The 20455-nt window shown below is 54.8% G+C and carries 13 protein-coding genes; 3 read left to right on the top strand and 10 right to left on the bottom strand.

All coding sequences use genetic code 11. From position 1 onward, the window contains the following. A partial coding sequence (locus tag A0251_RS11690) for a metal-dependent hydrolase (protein ID WP_062817035.1) occupies window positions 1-582 on the top strand: 582 nt, incomplete at its 5' end. A gap of 403 nt (window positions 583-985) precedes the next feature. On the opposite strand, the gene A0251_RS17195 is transcribed toward A0251_RS11690, so the two are convergent. The 4 genes from A0251_RS17195 to A0251_RS17185 form a co-directional block, all read right to left on the bottom strand. Then, window positions 986-2986: a CocE/NonD family hydrolase gene (locus A0251_RS17195; protein WP_082810864.1), complete on the bottom strand. Its 2001-nt coding sequence runs from the start codon at window positions 2984-2986 to the stop codon at window positions 986-988. 237 nt (window positions 2987-3223) lie between these two features. Further along, a complete protein-coding gene (locus A0251_RS11680; RefSeq protein ID WP_156478283.1) occupies window positions 3224-4156 on the bottom strand; it encodes a metal-dependent hydrolase in 933 nt (310 codons plus the stop codon). 40 nt (window positions 4157-4196) lie between these two features. Then, window positions 4197-5015 carry an SDR family NAD(P)-dependent oxidoreductase gene (locus A0251_RS17190; protein ID WP_082810863.1) on the bottom strand — a complete coding sequence of 273 codons (819 nt, stop codon included), beginning with the start codon at window positions 5013-5015 and terminating at the stop codon, window positions 4197-4199. After that, window positions 5015-6589, bottom strand: a complete 1575-nt coding sequence (locus tag A0251_RS17185) for an NAD(P)/FAD-dependent oxidoreductase (protein ID WP_082810862.1) — start codon at window positions 6587-6589, stop codon at window positions 5015-5017. Before A0251_RS17185 ends, A0251_RS17190 begins: the two co-directional genes overlap by 1 nt. An 86-nt stretch (window positions 6590-6675) precedes the next feature. On the opposite strand from A0251_RS17185, the gene A0251_RS11670 reads away from it, so the two are divergent. Beyond that, window positions 6676-7311 carry a TetR/AcrR family transcriptional regulator gene (locus A0251_RS11670; protein WP_062817020.1) on the top strand — a complete coding sequence of 212 codons (636 nt, stop codon included), beginning with the start codon at window positions 6676-6678 and terminating at the stop codon, window positions 7309-7311. 171 nt (window positions 7312-7482) lie between these two features. On the opposite strand, the gene A0251_RS11665 is transcribed toward A0251_RS11670, so the two are convergent. Next, window positions 7483-13071 (bottom strand): alpha-2-macroglobulin, encoded by a 5589-nt coding sequence (locus A0251_RS11665; RefSeq protein WP_062817033.1) that lies wholly within the window; start codon window positions 13069-13071, stop codon window positions 7483-7485. A gap of 131 nt (window positions 13072-13202) precedes the next feature. Here A0251_RS11665 and A0251_RS11660 point away from each other — a divergent pair, with 131 nt between their 5' ends. Beyond that, window positions 13203-14240 carry a DUF3080 family protein gene (locus A0251_RS11660; RefSeq protein ID WP_062817019.1) on the top strand — a complete coding sequence of 346 codons (1038 nt, stop codon included), beginning with the start codon at window positions 13203-13205 and terminating at the stop codon, window positions 14238-14240. A 491-nt stretch (window positions 14241-14731) separates the two neighbouring features. On the opposite strand, the gene pelG is transcribed toward A0251_RS11660, so the two are convergent. Genes pelG through A0251_RS11635 form a run of 5 tightly spaced genes read right to left on the bottom strand, consistent with a single transcriptional unit; the run spans window position 14732 to window position 20449 of the window. Next, on the bottom strand, window positions 14732-16102 hold the full coding sequence (gene pelG, locus A0251_RS11655; RefSeq protein ID WP_062817018.1) for an exopolysaccharide Pel transporter PelG: 1371 nt from the start codon (window positions 16100-16102) through the stop codon (window positions 14732-14734). Continuing rightward, window positions 16102-17622 carry a GT4 family glycosyltransferase PelF gene (gene pelF, locus A0251_RS11650; protein WP_062817017.1) on the bottom strand — a complete coding sequence of 507 codons (1521 nt, stop codon included), beginning with the start codon at window positions 17620-17622 and terminating at the stop codon, window positions 16102-16104. The genes pelG and pelF overlap by 1 nt, the downstream gene beginning before the upstream one ends. Further along, a complete protein-coding gene (locus A0251_RS11645) occupies window positions 17600-18610 on the bottom strand; it encodes a hypothetical protein (RefSeq protein WP_062817016.1) in 1011 nt (336 codons plus the stop codon). Before A0251_RS11645 ends, pelF begins: the two co-directional genes overlap by 23 nt. Then, complete coding sequence (locus A0251_RS11640) at window positions 18603-19937, bottom strand: PelD GGDEF domain-containing protein (RefSeq protein WP_062817015.1); 1335 nt, start codon at window positions 19935-19937, stop codon at window positions 18603-18605. Before A0251_RS11640 ends, A0251_RS11645 begins: the two co-directional genes overlap by 8 nt. Then, entirely contained in the window at window positions 19937-20449 is a 513-nt protein-coding gene (locus A0251_RS11635; protein WP_062817014.1) for a hypothetical protein, read from the bottom strand. Before A0251_RS11635 ends, A0251_RS11640 begins: the two co-directional genes overlap by 1 nt. Between the last annotated feature and the right edge of the window lie 6 nt (window positions 20450-20455).

Below are 20455 nucleotides of genomic sequence, written 5' to 3'. Positions count from 1 at the left end.
CCGGTGGAAGCCGGGCTGCCGGTGGATACCCAGGAAGCCATTGTTTCCAAACTGCTGGATGTGGTTTCCAAATACACTCCTAATGCTCTGCAACTCTCCGCCACCGTGGCACTGGAACACCTGACCGCCATTCTCGCCGATATCCTGCTGCGTGAGCCGGACCTGATTGACGATTCGGATGAGTCCTACCAGCGTCTGTGGCACTGGCACGCCCTGGAAGAAACCGAGCACAAGGCGGTCGCCTTTGATGTGTACCAGACCGTATTCGGTACCGGCATCAAGGCGTGGGCCCTGCGCAGTGTGGGCCTGGTCCTGGCCACCACCATTTTCTTCTCGCTGTTCTATCCCTTCTACCTGATCAACACCTGGAAGGTGGGCCAGTTGTTCAATCTGAAAGGCTGGTGGCTCTCGTTCAAGTTCCAGTGGCTGAAGCCGGGCGGCCTGCGCCGGGTGGTGATTCCCTGGCTGGACTGGTTCAAGCCGGGCTTCCACCCCTGGGACCACGACAACCGGGAATTTCTGGCAGAAATGGATAGCCTGATCGGCGATGCGGACGGTTACCAGAAAAACCAGGCAGCCTGATCCGTAGAACTCTACTCATCCGGTTAGAGCCTTGTTAGCAAGGCTCTAACCCAACGAGCCGCTAAATAGGGAGCCTCGACACGCGAGGCTCTGGTCTAGGGAGCCTCTGAATAACGCTTTGCGTGCTCAGGCTTTCAGGCTGGCTCACAATCTAGGCGCGCTTTTGAAGGCATGCTGGTTGCCTGTCGAGAAAGTGCAACAACGAGTGTGGGCCAGCCTGGAAGCCCCGAAGGGCGCGACCTGAAGGGCACATCTGCTGCGCTTTGTCGCTAGGAAAGGGAACCACCCTGTCCGTCGCACCAAAACACAACAGCTGCACCCTTCAGGTCACGCTGAGTACGCAAAGCGTTATTCAGAGGCTCCCTAGTCATGATCACCCAGCATACAGATCATAGTTGGTGATTTATTTTACGAAAACGATTTCATCAGTGGGAACCTCAGGCAACACAAGACTGGACTGAAATTCTGAATTTGCATAGATCTTTATCCTCCCCAAATAAAGAGGCGCATTACCCATCCAAATGTCGCTGGCGGAAACCGACAAGCGCAAACGGTGGCCTTTAGGAATCCGAACTGCATTTTGAAATAACTCGACCTGCATCAGCATTGGTTCATTTTTCACAACAGTCTTAACGGTTTCCTTGGTATGGGTGTGCCAAGGCTGAATCATTTCATCGTCAACAAAGCGCGACTTTTCAGTATCCACGTTTCGCTTTGATGCCATGAGACCGCCAGCACTAATGCGTGTGACCTTGCCGGTTGAGGGGTTAACATGATCAAGGTGAACCGCTAAGCCCATATCCGGGGCATTCGTAGAAACCCATAAATTCGCTTGGATCGGGCCGTTGATATACAGATCGTCAACCAAGGGGTCAGTCTGATATTTCGATGCTGCCAAGTTGAAAACATTATTTTCATTAAAACAGTTCGTAGGCAACAAAGAAGTAATACCCATTGTCATTTGATTGGCATAACTCGAGCACAAACCAAAAAACGGCGCCTGCGGAATAGAATTAAAACCATAATCAGATTGAGGGAAATCCGGCAGCAATTCACCAGTACTCTGCAGATAGATTTTTTTAGGGCTCATTTTTGGGTGAGGCCAATCAGTGGTAGTAACATACTCGTCAACACCGTGGACCCACTGAGTCATATTTGGCAACTCAGGTGCACCTGTATCCATTCCCTTCAAATAATAGTCAAACCACTGAAGAGCGATATTTGATATGCTTGGGATGTTATTTTTGGGCAATCCTGTCGGCAAGAAATCAACTGCTTCAGTATGGCTCCAGGGCCCAATCAGAACTTTGGTATTAACGTTTTCTTTCATAGCCTCAAACCACAAGGGCGCACTCCTTTGCATCAGGTCGTAGCTACCGCCTACAAAAAAGCTTGGAACCTGAACATTTCTTGCTTGCTCAAGCATAGAGCGCTCAGCCCAAAATTCATTATCAAATGAATTATCCCCTCCAGTAAGCACGTCAACCATAAATTTACTTTGGTCGATACTGTTCTGAAAAAGACTGCTAAAGGCAAGAGAAAGGCCACCAGCAGGGTTGCTCAGAATATTATCGACTGGCAAACCACTCATTAACGATATGAACCCTCTCCAGAGAGGCGTGAAATTTGCATTTGGCTGCCCTCCACTAAAAGAGAAATCCCTATACAAGTCACCAATTGGAACAATAGAAAAAGCAGCTTTCAGTGCAGGATTTGTTGAAGTGGCGCTGGAAATAGCAGTGGTTCCAAGGTACGAACCGCCATAGGTTCCAACCACGCCATTTGACCAGCTTTGCTGGCTCGCCCACTCAATCAACGCATAAGAATCTTTCTGTTCTCTTTTACCAAGAAAATCCCAACGACCAGAAGAACTACCTGTACCACGCACATCGACCACAATATTTGCATAGCCACGCTTTACAAGTACCGGGTTAGGTGCGCCAAGAGCATCAAAAACACTTCCACCCACTAACGAGTTGTAGGGGGTTTGTATAAGAACGACAGGAAATCTTTGGTTAATAGCTTTTCCTTTATTGTCGGCAGGCAACGTCACTGAAACTGCCAACTCTGCCCCGTCATCCATTTCTACCCACTGGGTTGGCAAGGTGATAGTGCGGGGATATTCCTCTTCCCGACTATAGTTGTTCCACTTAGCATTAGAATCACCTAGCAGAACCTTTTGTCTTTCACTATTTTCAAATCGTGTTCCCAGTTTGGTATTCTTTTTTGAAACAGGTTGATCATTTTTCTGGGGGCCGTCGACATTAAGGGCAGGCTTGTTACTATTTGAAGGATCCGCTGATCGATCGGCGGCAGCATTACCGCCGGAACCTCCGCCTCCGCAAGCGACTAACAGCATTGATGAAAGGAATGTAGCAGCCATCTCCATGTTAATATATTTCATTTTTCCCTCACTCTAACAGTCACTCTCTCACCTTCAGGGAAGGCTACATTTACTCATAGCCATTCACTCGATCATCACAACCGACACTGACTAACAAAAGTTTCAGAGCAGCGTTCCAGGATATTTTTTAATCCGAAAAACTCACAATCAACGTAAAATGATAAAAAAGGCAATCTCATCGGCGTACCAGCAGCATTATCCAAGCGGGACAACAATACTGAAACGCACCCAGATTTGTCAGCCGCGAATAGCGGGTATCATTTCCTTGGTCAGATAAGGAACGAGAATCCCATTATCAGGGTTTAAAAGTTTTTCTTTATAATAATCAAGATAATCAAGTGTATCATGATCATTTGGATGGAAACCCGGTCTCAGATAGTCAAATATATGTCCCAGCGAACTACCATAAACCCCATTTTGAACCCCAAAAAGCAGACCTGCTCCGCGCCACGCATCTTTCCAGTATTTATAACTGAACACTTTGGACGGTTTACGGTACAGGGGTGTAATAGTACTCATGGCCGCCGTTTGAGACATAATTGTAAGGCCAATAGCAAAACCTAAAACCCTAAGGTAATAATTACCCGACAACTCCTGAAAAAGATCATAAGCGATATCTTTATGCTCTGACTCTTCCATCATATGCCAGAGCCACATTGCCCTTTGTTTCTCATCTTGCGTCTCAAAGAAATAGCCCTCTCTCTTCATCATAAAATCCGCCAGGACTGCACTAAAATGTTCAATACCTGCAGTCATGGATAATTTCAAAGGTTGAGGCAATTTCTTCAAAACATTCTCCATGAAAAAAGAGCCTATCGATTTATATAGCTCCACAGGGTAGTTATATTCTTTAAGAACCCCATGATTCCATTCGTCATGGACTTTGGAATGAATCGCTTCTTGCCCAATAAGTGCAGTAACACGCTGCTTTAGCACCGGATCCTTTACAAAGTCGCGATGAAATCGGGCTGTATCAATAACGAGATCTTCACCAAAAGTCAGAAATATAGATAATGCTTCGAAAAATGCACTTGCTTGCTCTGATTTCAAGTAAAACTCATGATCCATTTCTTCTGCATCAAACAGAAAATTCATATGGCGGACAGGAACCAATGGCTTACCACTATAATCGATATTATTTTTTTCTTTCTTAGCTAAATTAATCATCATTCAAACTCCATCAGAAAACGAAAAATATCAACTTTAAAAGTCAAAATAAGCCATTCAAAAGTCCCACACTTTTTGCATAATAATCAGGCGCGTAGCGTTTTAATCGCCATACGACTCGCCCATCAATTTGCGGCAGGACATACAGTTTTCCGTTATCCATGGCATCCAACGCATAAACAGCAATTTTCCCTGGATTCACACCAACCCACTTCATCAATTTTTCTGCATTCTTTGAGGCATCACCGGAAATGCGACCCTCTTGTGCAATATTTGTTTTAACCCAAGCCGGACAAAGCGCAGACACTTTTACTTCACTTCCACTTAATTCAGCTGCAAGGGTTTCTGTAATGGAGAGAACAGCGGCTTTACTCGCATTGTATGGAGCCATTTTGGGAGCGGACGCAAAACTTGCCATTGAACAGACATTAATGATTCCGCCATGATCAGATTTTTTGATCTGTGGCAAAAAAGCCTGACAACCGTAAATCACTCCCCAGAGATTTATTCCCAACACCCACTGCCAATCTTCCATTGATGTATCTTCCAGGGCAGTCCCTCCTGCTCCTACTCCAGCATTGTTGATAATTAAACTCGCAGGACAACCGAACCAATCCTCAGTATATCTAGCGAGACAATCAACATCCTCTTTTCTGCTGACATCACAAACGAACGGGGCCGCAGCGTCGTCCCCGAAAAGGGAACATATTTTTTTTGCTGTTTCATTTGCCGATACGGAATTTACATCAGCACAAATAACCCGGCCACCACGCTTTGCTATTTCTTCAGCAAATGATCGCCCAATTCCGCCGCCCGCCCCTGTGACCACTGCACAGGAAGAGTAACTCGGTTTCTTTTTCATTATATGGCTTCACTGCGCTGAGGAAATTCATCAAATCCGGAAAATTCATAATCACTCAGAGGAAATGTAAAGCTTCTCCAGTGTGCCTCCAGACTTGTTGAAGGGCGAAATGGAACATCACCGTGCTTATCAAAATAGTAACTATTCGCTACGCCGCAGTTATTTGAGAAGAACACCTGGTTTTTAGACCTTGATTTCATCTCCACAAAAAACCGCTTATTGGCTCCTGGTTTAATTTCTACTCTTCTCGCACTTTTATTATTTGCTGATTTCAAGCAACGAACGATATGCCTGGCCTGCATTTCAATTAATTGAAAATAAGAAGCACCATTAAACCCATTCGGTCCAAGAACCATGAAAAAATTAGGAAAGCCGGGGATACTCACACCCTCATAAGCTTGATACCGGTTGTTATCCCACCATTTTTCCAGATCCAGACCAGAGACTCCTTTTACTGGGAACGGTGGCATATTTCCGTTTTCAAAAACTTTAAACCCTGTGGCACAAATCAGAATGTCAAAATCATGTTTGGCACGGTCTTGGGTATGGACGGATTTTTCATCGATATAATCAATGGGATCTACGACCAGCTTCACATTGGAACGGTTAAAGGTTGGAAGGTAATTATTAGAAGCACTGGGTCTTTTGCAGCCAAAACCATACTTGGGAGTAAGTTTTTGCCTGATATCGTAATCTTCAACCTGCTTTTCCAGGTGCGCAAGAGCAAGCTTTTCGTAATATTTAGCAATCTTGAATTGCTTATGATAATGAGCGGTAAGAACGAAACCAACTTCGACCGCTGACTGGCTTACCAGCCTTAAGGGGGCTTGAATTAACGGATATTTACTGAGCAGCTTTCTTATTTTTCCTGGAATCTTAGCATCCGGTTTCGGTAGCACCCATATCGGTGTTCTTTGAAAAACTGTCAGCTGTTTTGTCAAAGGCGCAATCTCAGGTATCACCTGAAGCGCCGAAGCCCCTGTACCAATGATTCCTACACGCTTTCCCTTGATATCTACTGAATGGTCCCACCGTGCGGTGTGCATGGTGATCCCCGCAAAATCATCTACGCCTTTTATCTCAGGTTTTTTGGGCTGGTTTAAGACCCCGGTTGCACCAACCAGGAAACGCGCCTTAAATTCTTTTCCGTAACCCGTTCGGACACACCAAAGATCATTGGCCTCATCAAAATCACAGCCGACTACTGATGTATTCAAAGCTATCTTGGATTCTATTTTGTATTTTTTTACACAGTGTTCTGCATAGCTTTTTAATTCGTTACCTTTCGCAAACACCCTCGACCAATTGGGGTTTTTCTCGAAAGAGAAACTGTAACTGAATGATGGAATATCAACTGCAACGCCAGGGTAAGTGTTGAAATGCCATGCGCCGCCCACTCCCTCTCCAGCCTCGAGGATCATGTAATCCCCTAGCCCAGCTTTCTCCAGCTGAATTGCAACGCCGATCCCTGAGAATCCAGCCCCAATTATCAAAACCCCGTATGCGGACTGTGACGAGGTTCCTTTGGAACGCCCTGTACTGACAAAGCGTTTGACGTTTGTATTTTGCGACATGACACACCTGTGCAATTTTTGACCAATAGATAGCACCACTATCCAGATAACTCGACTATCTGAATAGTCACGCTATAGTCTTTGCCATGAAAAAGCAACGCCTCAGCCGCGCTGAGAGTCAAATCCTGACCAAACAGCGAATTGTCGAATCCGCCTCACGGCTTTTCCTGGAAAAGGGCTTCGTAGGCACCTCCCTTGAAGAAGTTGCCCGTGAGGCTGGCTATACGATTGGTGCCATCTACTCCAACTTTGGCAACAAAGTCGAAATCGGTATTGCCGTGGTAGATCAGCTATTGACTGGGCTGACTCGCCGGGTTCTGGATGCATTTATGGAGGGTGACTACGAGAACCTTTCCGATGCACTGGAGGGTATTTGGGTAGCACTCGAACCCGACTGGGGGAGCTCAAGCTGGACGAGACTGGAAACGGAGATCATGATGAGTGCCACCAAAGATCACCAATTCCAGATGTCTATTGGCCATCGGTATGAACAGGTTCAGCGCTTAATAAGATCAGCGCTTGAAAAAATCTACTCCATCATTGGCACCCCTCCTCCTACTGATATTGATGCTAAAGCACTTTCCATTCTTGGCTTGATTGTCGGCCTGGGCCTGCAACGTACCATGAACCGTGATATGCCTCTTGCAGAGCTCAAAAAGTCGTTACTGACCAGCATGGAAGCTATTGTTGTTTTTGATTCATCTCCGGAAAAAGTGGCATAACACACTCGATATAGTTTTGTTACTGTAGACCCAGTTGTCAGTCCCCTACCCCTGCCCCTTGCTAGAGCGTTGCCAGCAAGGCGAAAGCTCGTCGATGGCAGCATGTCAGCCAATCGCTTTCGCCTTGCGAGTACGAGTAAGGCTGGGTGGAAACGTCTGACGGAAGCCGCGCTATCGTTTCACTTCCACCCACTGGCCTTTGCTGCGGGCCTGACGGCGGCCGTCGTACATGGCTTCCACGGTCCAGGCCGGCAGGTAGAAACGGCCGGCGAAAGAGGCGTTCAGGTCCACGCTCAGGGTCAGGGCATTGTTGCTGCCGGGCTTCAGGTCGAAGTAATGCATCACCCGATCGTCGCGCAGATCCTGGTACGTCACCTTCTCGTTATTGCCCGCACTGCCATCCAGACGGCTGCTGGTCAGCTGCCAGCCGGACGGCAGAATCTGGGTCAGCGCCACATCCTCCAGCAAGCGGGAGCCGGTATTGGTCACCGTCACCTGCGCCGTGAAATCCTGCCCTTGCGTCAGGCTGGCCGGATTGATCGGCCTGTTATTAACCAGGAACCGTACGGCCAGACTCAAGCCTTCGCTCACCGGCGCCTCGTTGCCCGGTAGCGGGGTACCGGTCTGGCTGAGGGTAACGAACAACTTGCGGTCGCTGTCATTGCGCACACTGAGCGACTGTTTGTCATCCCCTTCCCGGCCGCCGGCGTTGAGCGGCTGGCGGGTGACCGGCGAGGTGGCGGCAATATCCTGCCAGCCCTGTTTGCCTTCCTGCCAGGCAAAGCGGTAACCATGATCGCCGCCCTGACTACCCGCATAACGGGCCATGGCCATCAGTGACCAGGCGGTGGTCTGGGTGCTGTACCAGCTCTGCCCGGACAATTGATCGGCCATGTCCTGGGCCAGGGACCAAGCCTCCTGCTCACGATTCAGAGCCTGAGCCACCGTCAGGCGAATGGCCTGATCACGCAGGGAGGAGCCGTAGGTGTAACTGGCACCGTCATAGTCCAGATCATCCACATTCAATGTGGTGAGTTCAGCGGCCACATCGCTGAGCCCCATCTGCTGATAAGCCGCCGCCAGCAACCAGCGACCGCTGTGGTAACTGGCGCTGCGGGGATAATCCTGCTTCGCCATCTGCAGGCGCTCACGCAGGCGGTTCATGGCACCCACCTGGGGCTTACCAGCCAGAGCGAGCGTGTACTGGCGATAGGCCTCGGCGCTCCATTCCCAGGGACGATTCCCCAGGGTCTGACTACGACGGGTTTGGTAGTCGACCCAGTCATCCATCATGCCGGCGGGCACCGCATACCCCAGCCTTCTGGCTTCCAGCAGGAAGTGCCCGGCATAGGTAGACCCCCAGTCATTGGCCTGGGCCTGGCCGGGCCAGTAGCCAAAGCCGCCATTGGCCAGCTGGAAGCGCTTGAGCCGTTCGATGCCGGCGGTAATGTTCGTTTGGATCTCCTGTTGCTGCTGCGCATCCAGTTGCACCAGCTGTTTCAAGTACAACTGCGGCAGCACCGACGACGTGGTTTGCTCAACGCAGCCGTGGGGGTAGCGCAGCAGATAATTCAACCGTCGCTCCAGCCCCATGGCCGGCAGGGCACTCACTGCCAATGTCGCGCTGTTGGTACCGGTCATGCCATGGGGCTGATAACCCAGCGCCCAGGTTTCCCCTTTCTCCAGCACCTTGAAGGTATCGCGGGTGGTGGGCGGATTGGCTGCCCGTACCGGCAGGTGCACGGTTTCGCTGGCGCGATGCTTGCCCCCCGTGGCCGTCACCGTGACCGAGCCGGTGCCTACCCGATCGTTGGCGCGCAGGCGCAGCATGGCGATCTGGTCCGACGGTCCGGTAAAGGTCATCGCCGCCTCACCGGTTTCCACGCTGAACAGGTCATCATCTGCCTGCACGGACAGCGTGACCTGCTTCACCGCGTCGTCAGTGACGAACACCGTTACCGGCAAATCCACGGTTTCTCCCGGGCCCATGACCCTCGGCAAGGTACTGAGCACTGCCAGTGGCTGGGTCACGGTGATGTCCTGATCCGCCTTGCCGTAGGCGCCATTGTCACCGGCCACCACCATGGCCCTGACCTGCCCCATATAGGGCGGCAGGCTGATCTCGTGAGTGCCGCTATCACCCGCATCCAGGGTGAAGGGGCCGAGGAATTTCACCACCGGCGGGAAACGCCGCCGCTGTTTTTCGCGGCCATCATCGGCGCCATCGGAGCCGCCCAGAGCCAACAGCCGGTCCAGCTCGGCGCCGTAGGCACCGACCACCATGTCGAACAGATCCCAGGTGAGCACACCCAGAGCTTCGCGACGATAGAAGGCGCCGTGGGGGTCCGGGGTGCGGTAGTTGGTGAGGCCAAGCAGGCCCTCGTCCACCAGCGCCAGGGTATAGGTCATGGCCTTGCCCTGCTTTTCGCTGACCTCCACGGTGAAGCTTTCTTCCGGTTTCACTTTTTGCGGCGCGCTTATCTGCGGCTGCAATCGGGTGGCCGGGTCTTCCACCAGTAACGGCACGATACCGTACAGACGGATGGGGCGATCGTTAGCGCGCTGGTGAGGCTGCAACAGGGCCACATGCACATACACATTGGGCGCCATCTCGGCAGTCACCGGAATCTCCAAAGTCTGAGCCTGGCCACTGGCCGACAGCCAGTAGTGATCCAGCACCCGGGAACCGTTTTCCAGGCTCACCAGCAGGCGGCCTTCGCTGACCGCAGGCAGTTCTACCCTGGCTGTGTCGCCCACCTGGTAACCTTCCTTGTCCGCAGAGAGGGACAAACGGGTAGCCGCATCCTGACTGCCACTGGCCTGGTCGCTGCTCCAGCCCAGATACACGGTCTGCGAGGTGCAGTGATCACTTTGTCGATCGCAGACGCGAATCAGGTGGCGACCCCAGTCATAGTTGTTGCCATCCAGCGTCCATTGGCCCCGGCCTTGTGCATCCGTGGTCAGCTGTGCCTGGGTAACCACCTTGGTATTGGGGTCGCTGATGAAATTGCTCAGGTCGTCGCCGGAGCGGTCCCACCACCAGCGCCAGTCGATTTGGTAGATAGTGATATCCAGCGGCCGGCCGTCCACCGGCTTGCCCTGGCTGTTCACGCTGATCAGGTCGATCGGGTGCTTGCCATCACGGGACAACGCACCGCCCCAACCACTGCCCTGCGGCACCTGCATGCCAACCCAGTGTTTGAAGGGGTAGACCGGCACACTGCGAACCTGGGTACTGTAATCACCGCTGTTTTCGAACACCCGGGTGGTCAGGGTAGCGCGCAGCATGCCCGGGGTCTGTTCCACCGGGATGGTGAGCGGGAAGCGGGCCTTGCCCTGCCCGTCCACATTGGCTTCGAAGGCGGTAAAGGGCTCGCTACTGAGGGCGCGGGTGCTGTCATCGAAATGATAGGCATTGAGGCCATCGAAGCCAGTTGTGGTCGCCGCCACCCGCACTTTCACATCCGCTTTCAGGCTGGCGGCGGTGGCGCCGTTGAGCCACTGGGCAAACAGGCCCACCTGCGCCGCTTCATTGGCGGGTAGCTGGTCGGGCAGTTCCAGCTCAATCTTCAGCCGGTTGGGCTTGATGGCCTCTACCCGCACCGGGGTATCGAAATAGCGCTGCCCCAGCCGGGCCACGGCGCGCCAGTTACCGGTGGGGGCGTCTTCGCGGGTGCTCAGGGTAAAGGCATAAAAGTCCCCCACCGGCTGATCCAGGCTGTAGCTTTTCACCTTGTTTCCACGGGGATCGAACCAGTCCAGAGTGAGCGGGTGATCGTCGGGCAGCACGTCGTTTTTATCTTCGAGAATAAAGGTCAGGTGGATGTCATCGCCCGGGCGCCACACATCCCGTTCCCCGTAGAAAAACCCTTTCAGACCATCGCGCACGGTCTGGCCGCTGGTGTTGAACTGGTTGGTGGGCAAGGCCCGGTTGCGGGCCACTTTCAGGAAACCGGTGTCGCGATCTTTTACCGCCTGCAGATAGAAAGGCGTGCCATCCAGCTTGAGGCTGGCCATGCCCTCTTTATCGGTAAGCCCCATGCCCACCTGTTGCTGCTGGTAATTGTAGGCCTTCACCACCACATCGGCGGCGGGCTCATTGTTGTCCAGGGTGGTGGCCACCACGTGCAGGCTATCGTCCTGGCCACGCTTGGCGATCAGGCCCAGGTTGGAAGCCAGGAAGGCACGGGTGCTGGAGGCCAGGTCGTTATAGCGGTAGTAACTGTCGGAACAGGGGTTGTCCTGTTCGTACCAGCTCAGGTAGCCGGCATCACGGTAATAATCCGCCAACCGGTCCGGTTGGTCCTGTTCCTGCCCTGGGCCTTCGTAGTTGTCCGGCAGGGTTGTCTCACGGGTCAGGGCATTGTCCGGGCAGGTATAAGTGATGTCGTCGCCATCAATGGTCAGGGTGAGATGGACCAGACCATTGGGATGTTTGGCCATCAGCTCGGTCAGGTCCAGATGATAGCGCTGCCAACCGTCGCCGTTGGCGGGAAGCTCAAGGGTTTTCTGCCACAAATAGCGGCCAGTGCGGGTATCCATGTCACCCTCATCCAGCTCACTGCCCTGCAGATAATTGCCAATATTGTCGTCAAACACCCGGAAGGCCTGCACCTTCACTGAGCGAATACCGACGGCCTCAAAAGGGACGCTGAGCTGCTTGCCATCCGGCAGGATGGTGCCCTTGCCGACAAAGCGCACACCGGGCTTGGTCATCATCAGGGTGACGGTTTTTTCCAGCTTTTTCGCCAGCCGGCCATGACTGGCGGAGCGCAGGCCGGCGTCGATCACCAGTGCCACATTCTCTTCCTTGTCATCCTGGGGATAGACCCGCAAGCGACTGCCGTCCACTTCCAGCCGAGGCGCCTTGCCATTCAGGGTGACCAGGCCGTTGAGGTTCTGGAAGCCTTGCAGGGCCTCGGAAAAATTCACTTCCACATGGGGTTTCGGGTAGTTCACTGCCCGCACATTGGTGACTGCAAACGCAGCCACCGCAGGGACGTTGTAGTGGCGCTCGCCCTGGTTTTCCACGCCAAGAGGGCTGCCATCCCAGCTCAGGGTCACCTGGCTGGCCTGGTCACCCCGACGGATACCGGATACGGTGAAACCATGGCCCAGACCGGCCTTGTCGTGCTCCCAGCGTACCGGGAGGCTTTGCTTGTCCTGGCTGGCATGCAGGCTTTTTTCCACCTTGTCCTGATCTGCCAGATCCCGGGTTTCCAGGCTGCCGGTGAGCACCATCTGCTCGCCATCATCCGCCGGCAGCAGGGATTGCACAGTCAGGCTCAGTTGCTGGCGCATGACCTGCAGGGGGAATTCCGCCGGGGGTAGCGTTTCATCCACACCGTTCAGGCCCTGGGCATAGAGCATCAGGGTCAGGTTTTCACCGGCGGGCAGTGGTTCCGAGGGGTGGATTTCCAGCCGGTCTTCGGCAGTAAAGCGAATGTCCGCCGGTATTTCCGGCACCAGCCGGGCGACACCGGAGACCGATTGATCAAGTTTCCCGGCAGACGCTACCGGATGATTAAAACGCACCACCAATGGCGCCCGGGCACTGATTACCCCGGAGGGAGACGATGCCAGGTGCGCCTGCCAGCGCTCGTCCAGCTGTGCCTGTGCCGGCTGCGCAGTGAGCGTATCGGCTTCATTCTGGTCGGAGGGAGAGCCACTGCCCCCCTTCTCTCCGGTATCACAGGCGCCCAGTGACAATGCCAGGCACAGCATCAGTAACCGAAAAAACGGCAATCCCCTCGTTGACATAATACGCGTCCAATGCAAGTTGATAATCAGGCCAAACATAGCACAGCCGTCCTGCAATACGCGGACAGATCGACCACAGTGTCAACGGTTTGGCAAAAGAGAGGCACCGGATGAAGCGGAGTCCTGTCGTGATGCAGAAAAAGACCGCCTGGGGGCTGGTAGTCCTGGCCATGGCGTCGCTACTGGTCATCGGGTGGCTGGTCCCTCAGGACCCGGATGAGGCGCGCTGGGAGGACTACCTTGACCGCATTGCCCGACTGAGTCGACAGGCGCTTCCCGAACGTGCCCCGCTTCCCCTCCTGCCCTACCCCGGTGCCAGTGAATTGCGGCTGTCACTCCCGGAACACCGGGTGAATTTGCTCGACTATCTGGAGCTGCGACACTGCGGCCTGATGGAATTGATCAGCCAGCGCAACAGCTCGCTGGGCAAGCTGCAGGCGGATTCCTTACGGCTCAGTCACGAGCTCGCGTTCATTGCACAGGCGCGCGCCTGCCTGGAGAGAGAAAAGCTGGACGACCCGGAGCTGGTAACGGTCATGTCGCAGGTGGTGGCCGAAAAGGAAGCCGCGTTGCCAGCCCTGTACTGGAATGTGCTTGCCAGCAGCGAGGAAATACGACGCTTTTTCAGTCAGTCGCCGTCCGCCAGTGTCGGCGACACCAGCGCAGCCTTGCAGAGCCTGGAGCAACTGAGTCACACCCTGGTTGACCACAAACAACGCGGCGCGGTGACGCCACTGAATCTGGAGCCGCTGCTGGAAACCCTGGCCCATAATCAATCCGGCGGGTACCTGCTGCGGCGCATGGCGCTTTCATTGCGTGAGCTGGAGCGCGGCAACCAACTACTGGAAGGCATTGATCCGCAACGCCTTTGCCCCCGCAACCAGGCCAGCACCCGGGCCCGGCGGCTGCGCAATGTGCTGGACAAGGTGTGGGGCCCCAGGGTGCAGCAGGCCCTGGCGGAAAGCCGCCGCCAGCGCCAGTCACTGGCTGACAGCCTCGAACAGATGAACGGTCTGCTGGATTCGCCCCCCGTCGCCTTCACCCGCTGGCACCGCCATTACTTCGGCCAGAATGGCGTGGAAAGCCGCATGGAGACTGCCCTGGAGCGTCATGTGACCCTGTGGCAGGAGCACCTGGGCGCCTGCGGACTGATGCCGGGGAAGCCATGACTGGCGGGCTTATATGCACTTTCGTGCAAAAATTGACCTGGCGGGCTAAACAGAAAGTCTACAAAGCGAATGTTTCGGCGAACAACTGTCCACATAATGCCAGGCGTCGATGAGGTCCCATCCATCGACTCCGGAGTTTCTACTCCGTGATAGCTCTCCCGAGCCAAACTATTACGGCGCCTTATGGCGCCGTTTTTTTTGGGGGGGGGACTCACAGGGTGCTACGTAGCCGCTGTAGGAGCGCCGCTTGAGGCGCGATCCTCGCCCTAGCGAGGACATTGCCCGCAGGGCAATCAGGAATATCAAGGCTCGACAGGTTTCAGAAAGAATGACCGACAGCTCTAGCCCCCTGTCGCGTCGCCTCGCTTGCACTCGGTTCGCGCCTCGAGAGGCATTATTCGCTATGCTCACCCTTCGGGCCGCACTGCACAACGTGCGTTACTCCGCTACCCTCCTGCGGCGGATTCCAGAAAGGTTAGCGGCTATATCAATCAATGCAGCATAAATGTGCTGTACTCCAGCTCCCCCATCTTCCGGTTCACCAGCCACAACCCCAACATCACGCACACTGCCAGCGACAGCAGGAAACCGAAGCCGAAGAACTGCGGGCCCAGGTACAGGCTGATGCCGGTAAAGATCACGTTGAGCACGAAAAACAGGCCGGTGAGCAGTACCAGCATGCGGCGCTGGTCCAGATAGCAGAACACGTTGATGATGGCCAGGAACACCACCTGTAGCGCCGTGGCTACCAGCTGTACTTTCAGCAACGGCAGGTAGAGATCGGTGATCCCCAGGGCCGCGAAAATCTGGGCGCCGGCCACCATGATCACCAGCGCCGAGATGGCCTGGATCTTGAGGATCTGGAAGATCCCCTGACGGATCACGAACACCATCTGGTTGCGCATGTCCTCGATATAGGACAGCGAGCCCCCTTCGCGCACCGCATCGTAGAAATTGCTGTAATACTCAACGAAATCGGTTTCCATGCGCACCAGAAACACTGCCATGCCGGGAATCAGCGACAGGTAGGACAGGAACACCGGGATGTCATAGATCAGCGAGGCACGCAACGGACCGATCACATCGCTGCCGGTGCCGCTGTAAAACCAGAACATGGCCTTGTCCGCCCACACCCCGGCATTATAGAACAGGCCCACCAGCATCAGACTGGGATACAGATAACGGGGGCTGAACATCTGAAAAGACACCATGCTGCGCGCCGGATAGCCACGCACAATCAAAACCAGCATGCCGGCCAGCAAGGTCACCTGCCCCAGCAGAAAGCCCAGCAACAGGCCCTCCAGATCCAGAAAGCGCAACAACAGGGCGCCCACCACGGTAATCCCGTAACCCAGGGCGTACAGCAACAAGATCGCCTTGTATTGCTTCATACCGGACAGGAACACGGTGGCAATCCAGATATTGCACAACACCACAAAACTGGCCGCCAGCAGCACCCGGAACAGAATGCTCTGTTCCGGAAACAGGAACAGCGCTACCAGCAACGAAAGCACGCCGGAAATCACCGTCACCAGCAAGGTAACGCCGCCATAATTGGGGAGAACCAGATCCTCTCGCTGCTCGAAAGCACGGTCGGCACAGAAGCGGGTAAACGCCAGCTGTACGGTACCGGTGAGCACAAGACTGGTGGCGATCAGATACGTCACCGTAACCTGGAACTGGGACACGGCGATATCCGGTACCACTGCGCCCAGACTGAAAATACCGATGATCAGGATGCCGATAATTGACAACACCCAGGGACCCGAGCTGATGACACCGGCGTAGGTGTAGGCACGGATCAGCCCCAGCAAGGTATCCTTGCGCAGCAGTTTTCGCAGTTCGAAACCAATACCCGCCATCAGCTATCCTCCCCCAGCAGGCCCTGATAAAGCGCACGGTAGGAACCGAACATTTGCTGCTGGGTATACAGGTTCTCCACACGGCGAATACCGGCCTGCTGGGCCTGGTGCCAGGTGTCGGGATTCTTGAGCAGATGCGCCACCGCCTTGCCCAATGCTTCCGGGTCCGCAATACCCACCACAGAACCGGCTTTGCCGAAGGCCCGGTCTTCTTCATCCAGGCCTTCGATTAATTGACGACAGGAGCCCACGTCAGTGGACACTGCCGGCACCCCGGCGGCAAACCCCTCCAGCAATACCAATGGCAGTGCCTCACTGATAGAACTGAGTACGATCACTCCCACTTTCGGCAGTAGCTCGTCAATCTTCTGGAAACCGAGAAATTCCACGTTTTTTTCCAGTCCCAGGCTGCTTACCAGCGCGCGACATTCCGCCGCATAGTCCTTGTCTTCGTCTTCCGGGCCGGCAATCCAGCCTTTCGCGTCCGGTATCTCGTTGACCAGGGTGCGCATGGCACGGAGGAAGGTTTTGACATCCTTGATGGGCACCACACGGCCAATCAGGCAAGCGGTATGGGGGATGCCTTCACCCCGGGCGGCACGGACCTTTTCCATGCGCGGCAAATCAATGCCGTTGGGAATATTCAGGGTACGCTCGGCAGGCGCCCCGTCTTCCACTTGCCGTTGCCGGTTGCGCTCATACAGTGCCACGATACGGTCCGAGGACTGGTAGCACTCGCGGCCCAGCTCGGTGAAAAAATTCACCCACTTCTCGCGGAAATACGCCATTTCCGCATTGTTTTTTTCCACCAGTCCGCGGTTATCACTGATCCATTCACTCTGAAACAGATCAATCTTCCGTTCCTTGGTGTAGATACCATGCTCGGAAAGCAGCAACGGCTTGCCTGTCCGTCGTTTCAGCATGGCACCCAGAAAGCCGGCATAGCCGGTGGAGATGGTGTGATACATGCGCGCCGGGATCAGATTGCTGGCAATATCATTCAGTACCCACAAAGGGGAATGCATGATGCGCACGGTCCAGAAATAATCCACAAAGGAAGGGTCGCGGCTGTACTTGCGATAGGCATCGGAGATGAAATCCCAGCTTGCCCGACTGTGCAGGAATGCATCCTCGGAATAACAACAGCCATCGCCAAGGCCATCCAGAGCCTCGCCCAGCAAAGCCTCACGCTCCCGGGAATGTCGCCCTGTGCGCATCAACTCGTGGAGCCGACGTAACCGTTCGAACGCCTCCGGGTCACCTTTTTTGGGTTTTTTCTCAGCCCCGCGCTGGAAGTCATGCAAGTAGTGCACTTCCAGGTGCACCACATTGTCCGGCAGGGTGTACTTCATGTCGCCGTAATCTTCCGGTCGGCTACCGACGAAGCAACAGGCAAACGTATATTCGGGGAAACCACGGATAATCTGGTTTACCCAGCTGGACACGCCGCCACTGACATAGGGAAAAGTTCCCTCAAGCAGCAGGCAGATATCCGCCTTATCCGCTCTGGGCAGCGCCATAGCCCCTCCAGTACTCCACGGATTTATTCAAGGCAGTAAACTGACTGCCATCGGGAATTTGTTCCATCAGCAAGCGCACCATGGGCAATTGCCGTCGTTGCAGAGCGATTTCCGCCAACCAGGGATTTACCTGGGCCGGGGACAACCCCAATCTGCGGGCAAATATCAGGGATTCCTGGGCTTCCCCAAGGTTGTCCTGGCTCATCTTGATACGTCCACGGAGCAACCACAGACCGGCATCCTCAGGGGATTCCATCAGTCCCATATCGGCATAAAAACTGGCCCGCTCCAGGGTCAGGGTGAGGATGTCACCGCGAACCAGGTCCTGATAGCTCAGTTCCCAGTAAAGTTCAGCCAGACGCCGGGCAAGTCGGTATCGACGCGACTCTTTGGCCCGCTCCAGCAATTGCAGCACCCGGTCGATATCACGGGTAATCTCTTTTTCCTTCTGATCCAGAATACCGTAGGCAAGCAGGCGCAAATCCTCATAGGAATCACCCAGTGAATCACGCAGCAATCGGCCCGTGACCCGTCCAGGCATGTCCTTGAGTACCAGCATGCCCTGAATCCGCAAGGCGTTGGGCGCAGTCTCACTGGTAAGCAGGGTTTTCAGGTCAACCTGCCGGAAACCGGCGCTTTGCTGATTGTTCACCGGAGTGAAGTAAGGCTTGGCTACCTGGGAAAAAGGAAGCGGCTTGAACAACGCCGGCAACATCACGCCGAGGGCAATCCCGCCGACGATGGTCAACAGGCCAATCGCCGGAATGAAAAAAGCGAAGGAAAAAATCAACGCCAGCGAGAATACTTTCGGTTCCCGAAAACGGGTGGGAAGAAAGGTCCATGCCACTGCGGAAAGCAGGGCCGAGGCCAAACCGTGAGACACCAGATAAAGCAGGAAATAGGATAGCGAGCTGTTCTGGCTAAGCAGCAGCAGCAAAGAGCCCAATTCGGCACTGATGGCATAGATAAGCAGCTTCCAGCTAGACACCCGCCACCCCCAGCAGTTCGTTCAGCTGATCGGCCGGATCACGCTCATCCAGTAGCCGATGGAAGTACTTGACCCCCGCCTGGCGCAGACTGAAGAACGCAAAGTCGTCCTGCAACCACTGTTCGGTGCGCAACACAAAACCTTCCAGACTGGACTCCCCGGTCATCGGCATCATGATCATCAATACGTTGTCATGCACCCACCAGGCCAGGTCCAGACTGCGCAACCCACGGGCCAGCACTTCCAGAATCTGTGCAGCCTGTTCGCTGTCATCCGCGACAAACAGCGTCAGAGCGGTATCTACCCGGGCCTCCCCACGGAGTCGGGCCAGGGCAGTGAGTTCGCTGGCGAAACGGTTGGGCAGATTCGGCCAGGTATCCAGAAGACTGTCGACCTCTTCCCCGTTGTGAGCCACATCCGCATAGAAATTCAACAGTACTGAGAGCAGCTGAAGGTTTTCATAATTCATGGAAAGAAATGGCAACCGTTCCACCACCAGTGCGCCAATCATCTCCCCGGCACTGTTGGTCACCGGCGCAGCCACCAGGTAACGGCCAACGTAGAGGTCATCCTGGGTATGCTGTTGCACATGGGCGAGCATGCCGATGTCCAGGGCGTGGTTCAGCAAGGCGTCGTTCGGGTCCAGGGGTTTGTTCTCACCCAGCAACGCAGCAGGCTGGTCACTGACCTTGCCATCGATGATCGGGTACAAGCCTGCACGCTGCAGCTGGCAATACTCTGCCAGCAGGTTGATCAGATCATCCGCCGCCGGCAGGACCTTTCCGTCACTTTCATCCAGGGTCAGATCCCGTAACCGAAAAAGCGCATCCCGCACGGTGTAAGGTTTGACCAGCAGATTTTCTTCAAGGCGATCATGGGACAGTCGCAACAGCACGTGACGCTGAGTCAGGTTCTGCAGACGCTCCAACGCATAGCTGGCAGCACTTTCCGCCCGTTGCAGACGCACCCGCCAGAGGTCGGCAAATTCACCACAAACCAGGCTGAGAATGAAACCGCCCAGCATGGTGCCCTCAGGAAAACTCCAGTCCGCATAAAAGCCCACCTTGCGAAGCACGAACCAGCTCGCCAGCAGACACAACATCCCGAATACGCCAGCCAGACTGCCGTATCGCAGCGCGACCACAATGGGCACAAACAGGCCCCAGCGGAAGTTGGCACCCAGCGCCAGCGGGTCATCGGAACGCAACCACAGCCCGATCCCCACAGCCGCCACAGTCAGCATTATCGTCTCGAAGACCACCCATAAGGGTCTTGCCGATGGCGCCACCAGTGCGGGGATGACAGTGTTACCCAGCCACTTGCGCATTAGCGAATGACCGGTGCCAGCAGCTTATCGATCACTTTCTGCCCCGTTTGGCTGAGCGACGATCTTGCCCAGCCAGCACGGGCTCCTGTCCCGCTGTAAACGATATTCCCGGTGGGCAATTCACGGATTTCCAGCATCACACCCACTGCCGGTTCGCCATCCACACCAGTCTTGTAGCGCCATTCATGGACCACACCGCTGACCACATACTGGGCCGATTGCGACTGTACCCAGCGATCCATTTTCTCACGGTTGGCAGAGGACGAGGCTTCGAACAACAAGCCGTCATTACCGGTTTCCGGGTAGCTGTCCACGGTGGTCACACCATGGCGATAGAGTACCGACTCGACGATGGCCGCTGCCCGCAATCCGGCCTGGGGGGTGCCGGTGCGGTTGACCAGCGGCAGCACCAGCCAGGTCCCTTCCGCGTCCAGCGAGACGTCCTGACTACTGCGTACATGGGTGCAACTGGCCAGCATCAGTGCCAGCAACAAAGCAACAACCTGTTTCATCTCATG

It is taken from the genome of Alcanivorax sp. NBRC 102024, from assembly GCF_001602235.1.
Taxonomy (GTDB): domain Bacteria; phylum Pseudomonadota; class Gammaproteobacteria; order Pseudomonadales; family Alcanivoracaceae; genus Alcanivorax.
This window is presented reverse-complemented; position numbering and strand designations above follow the sequence as displayed.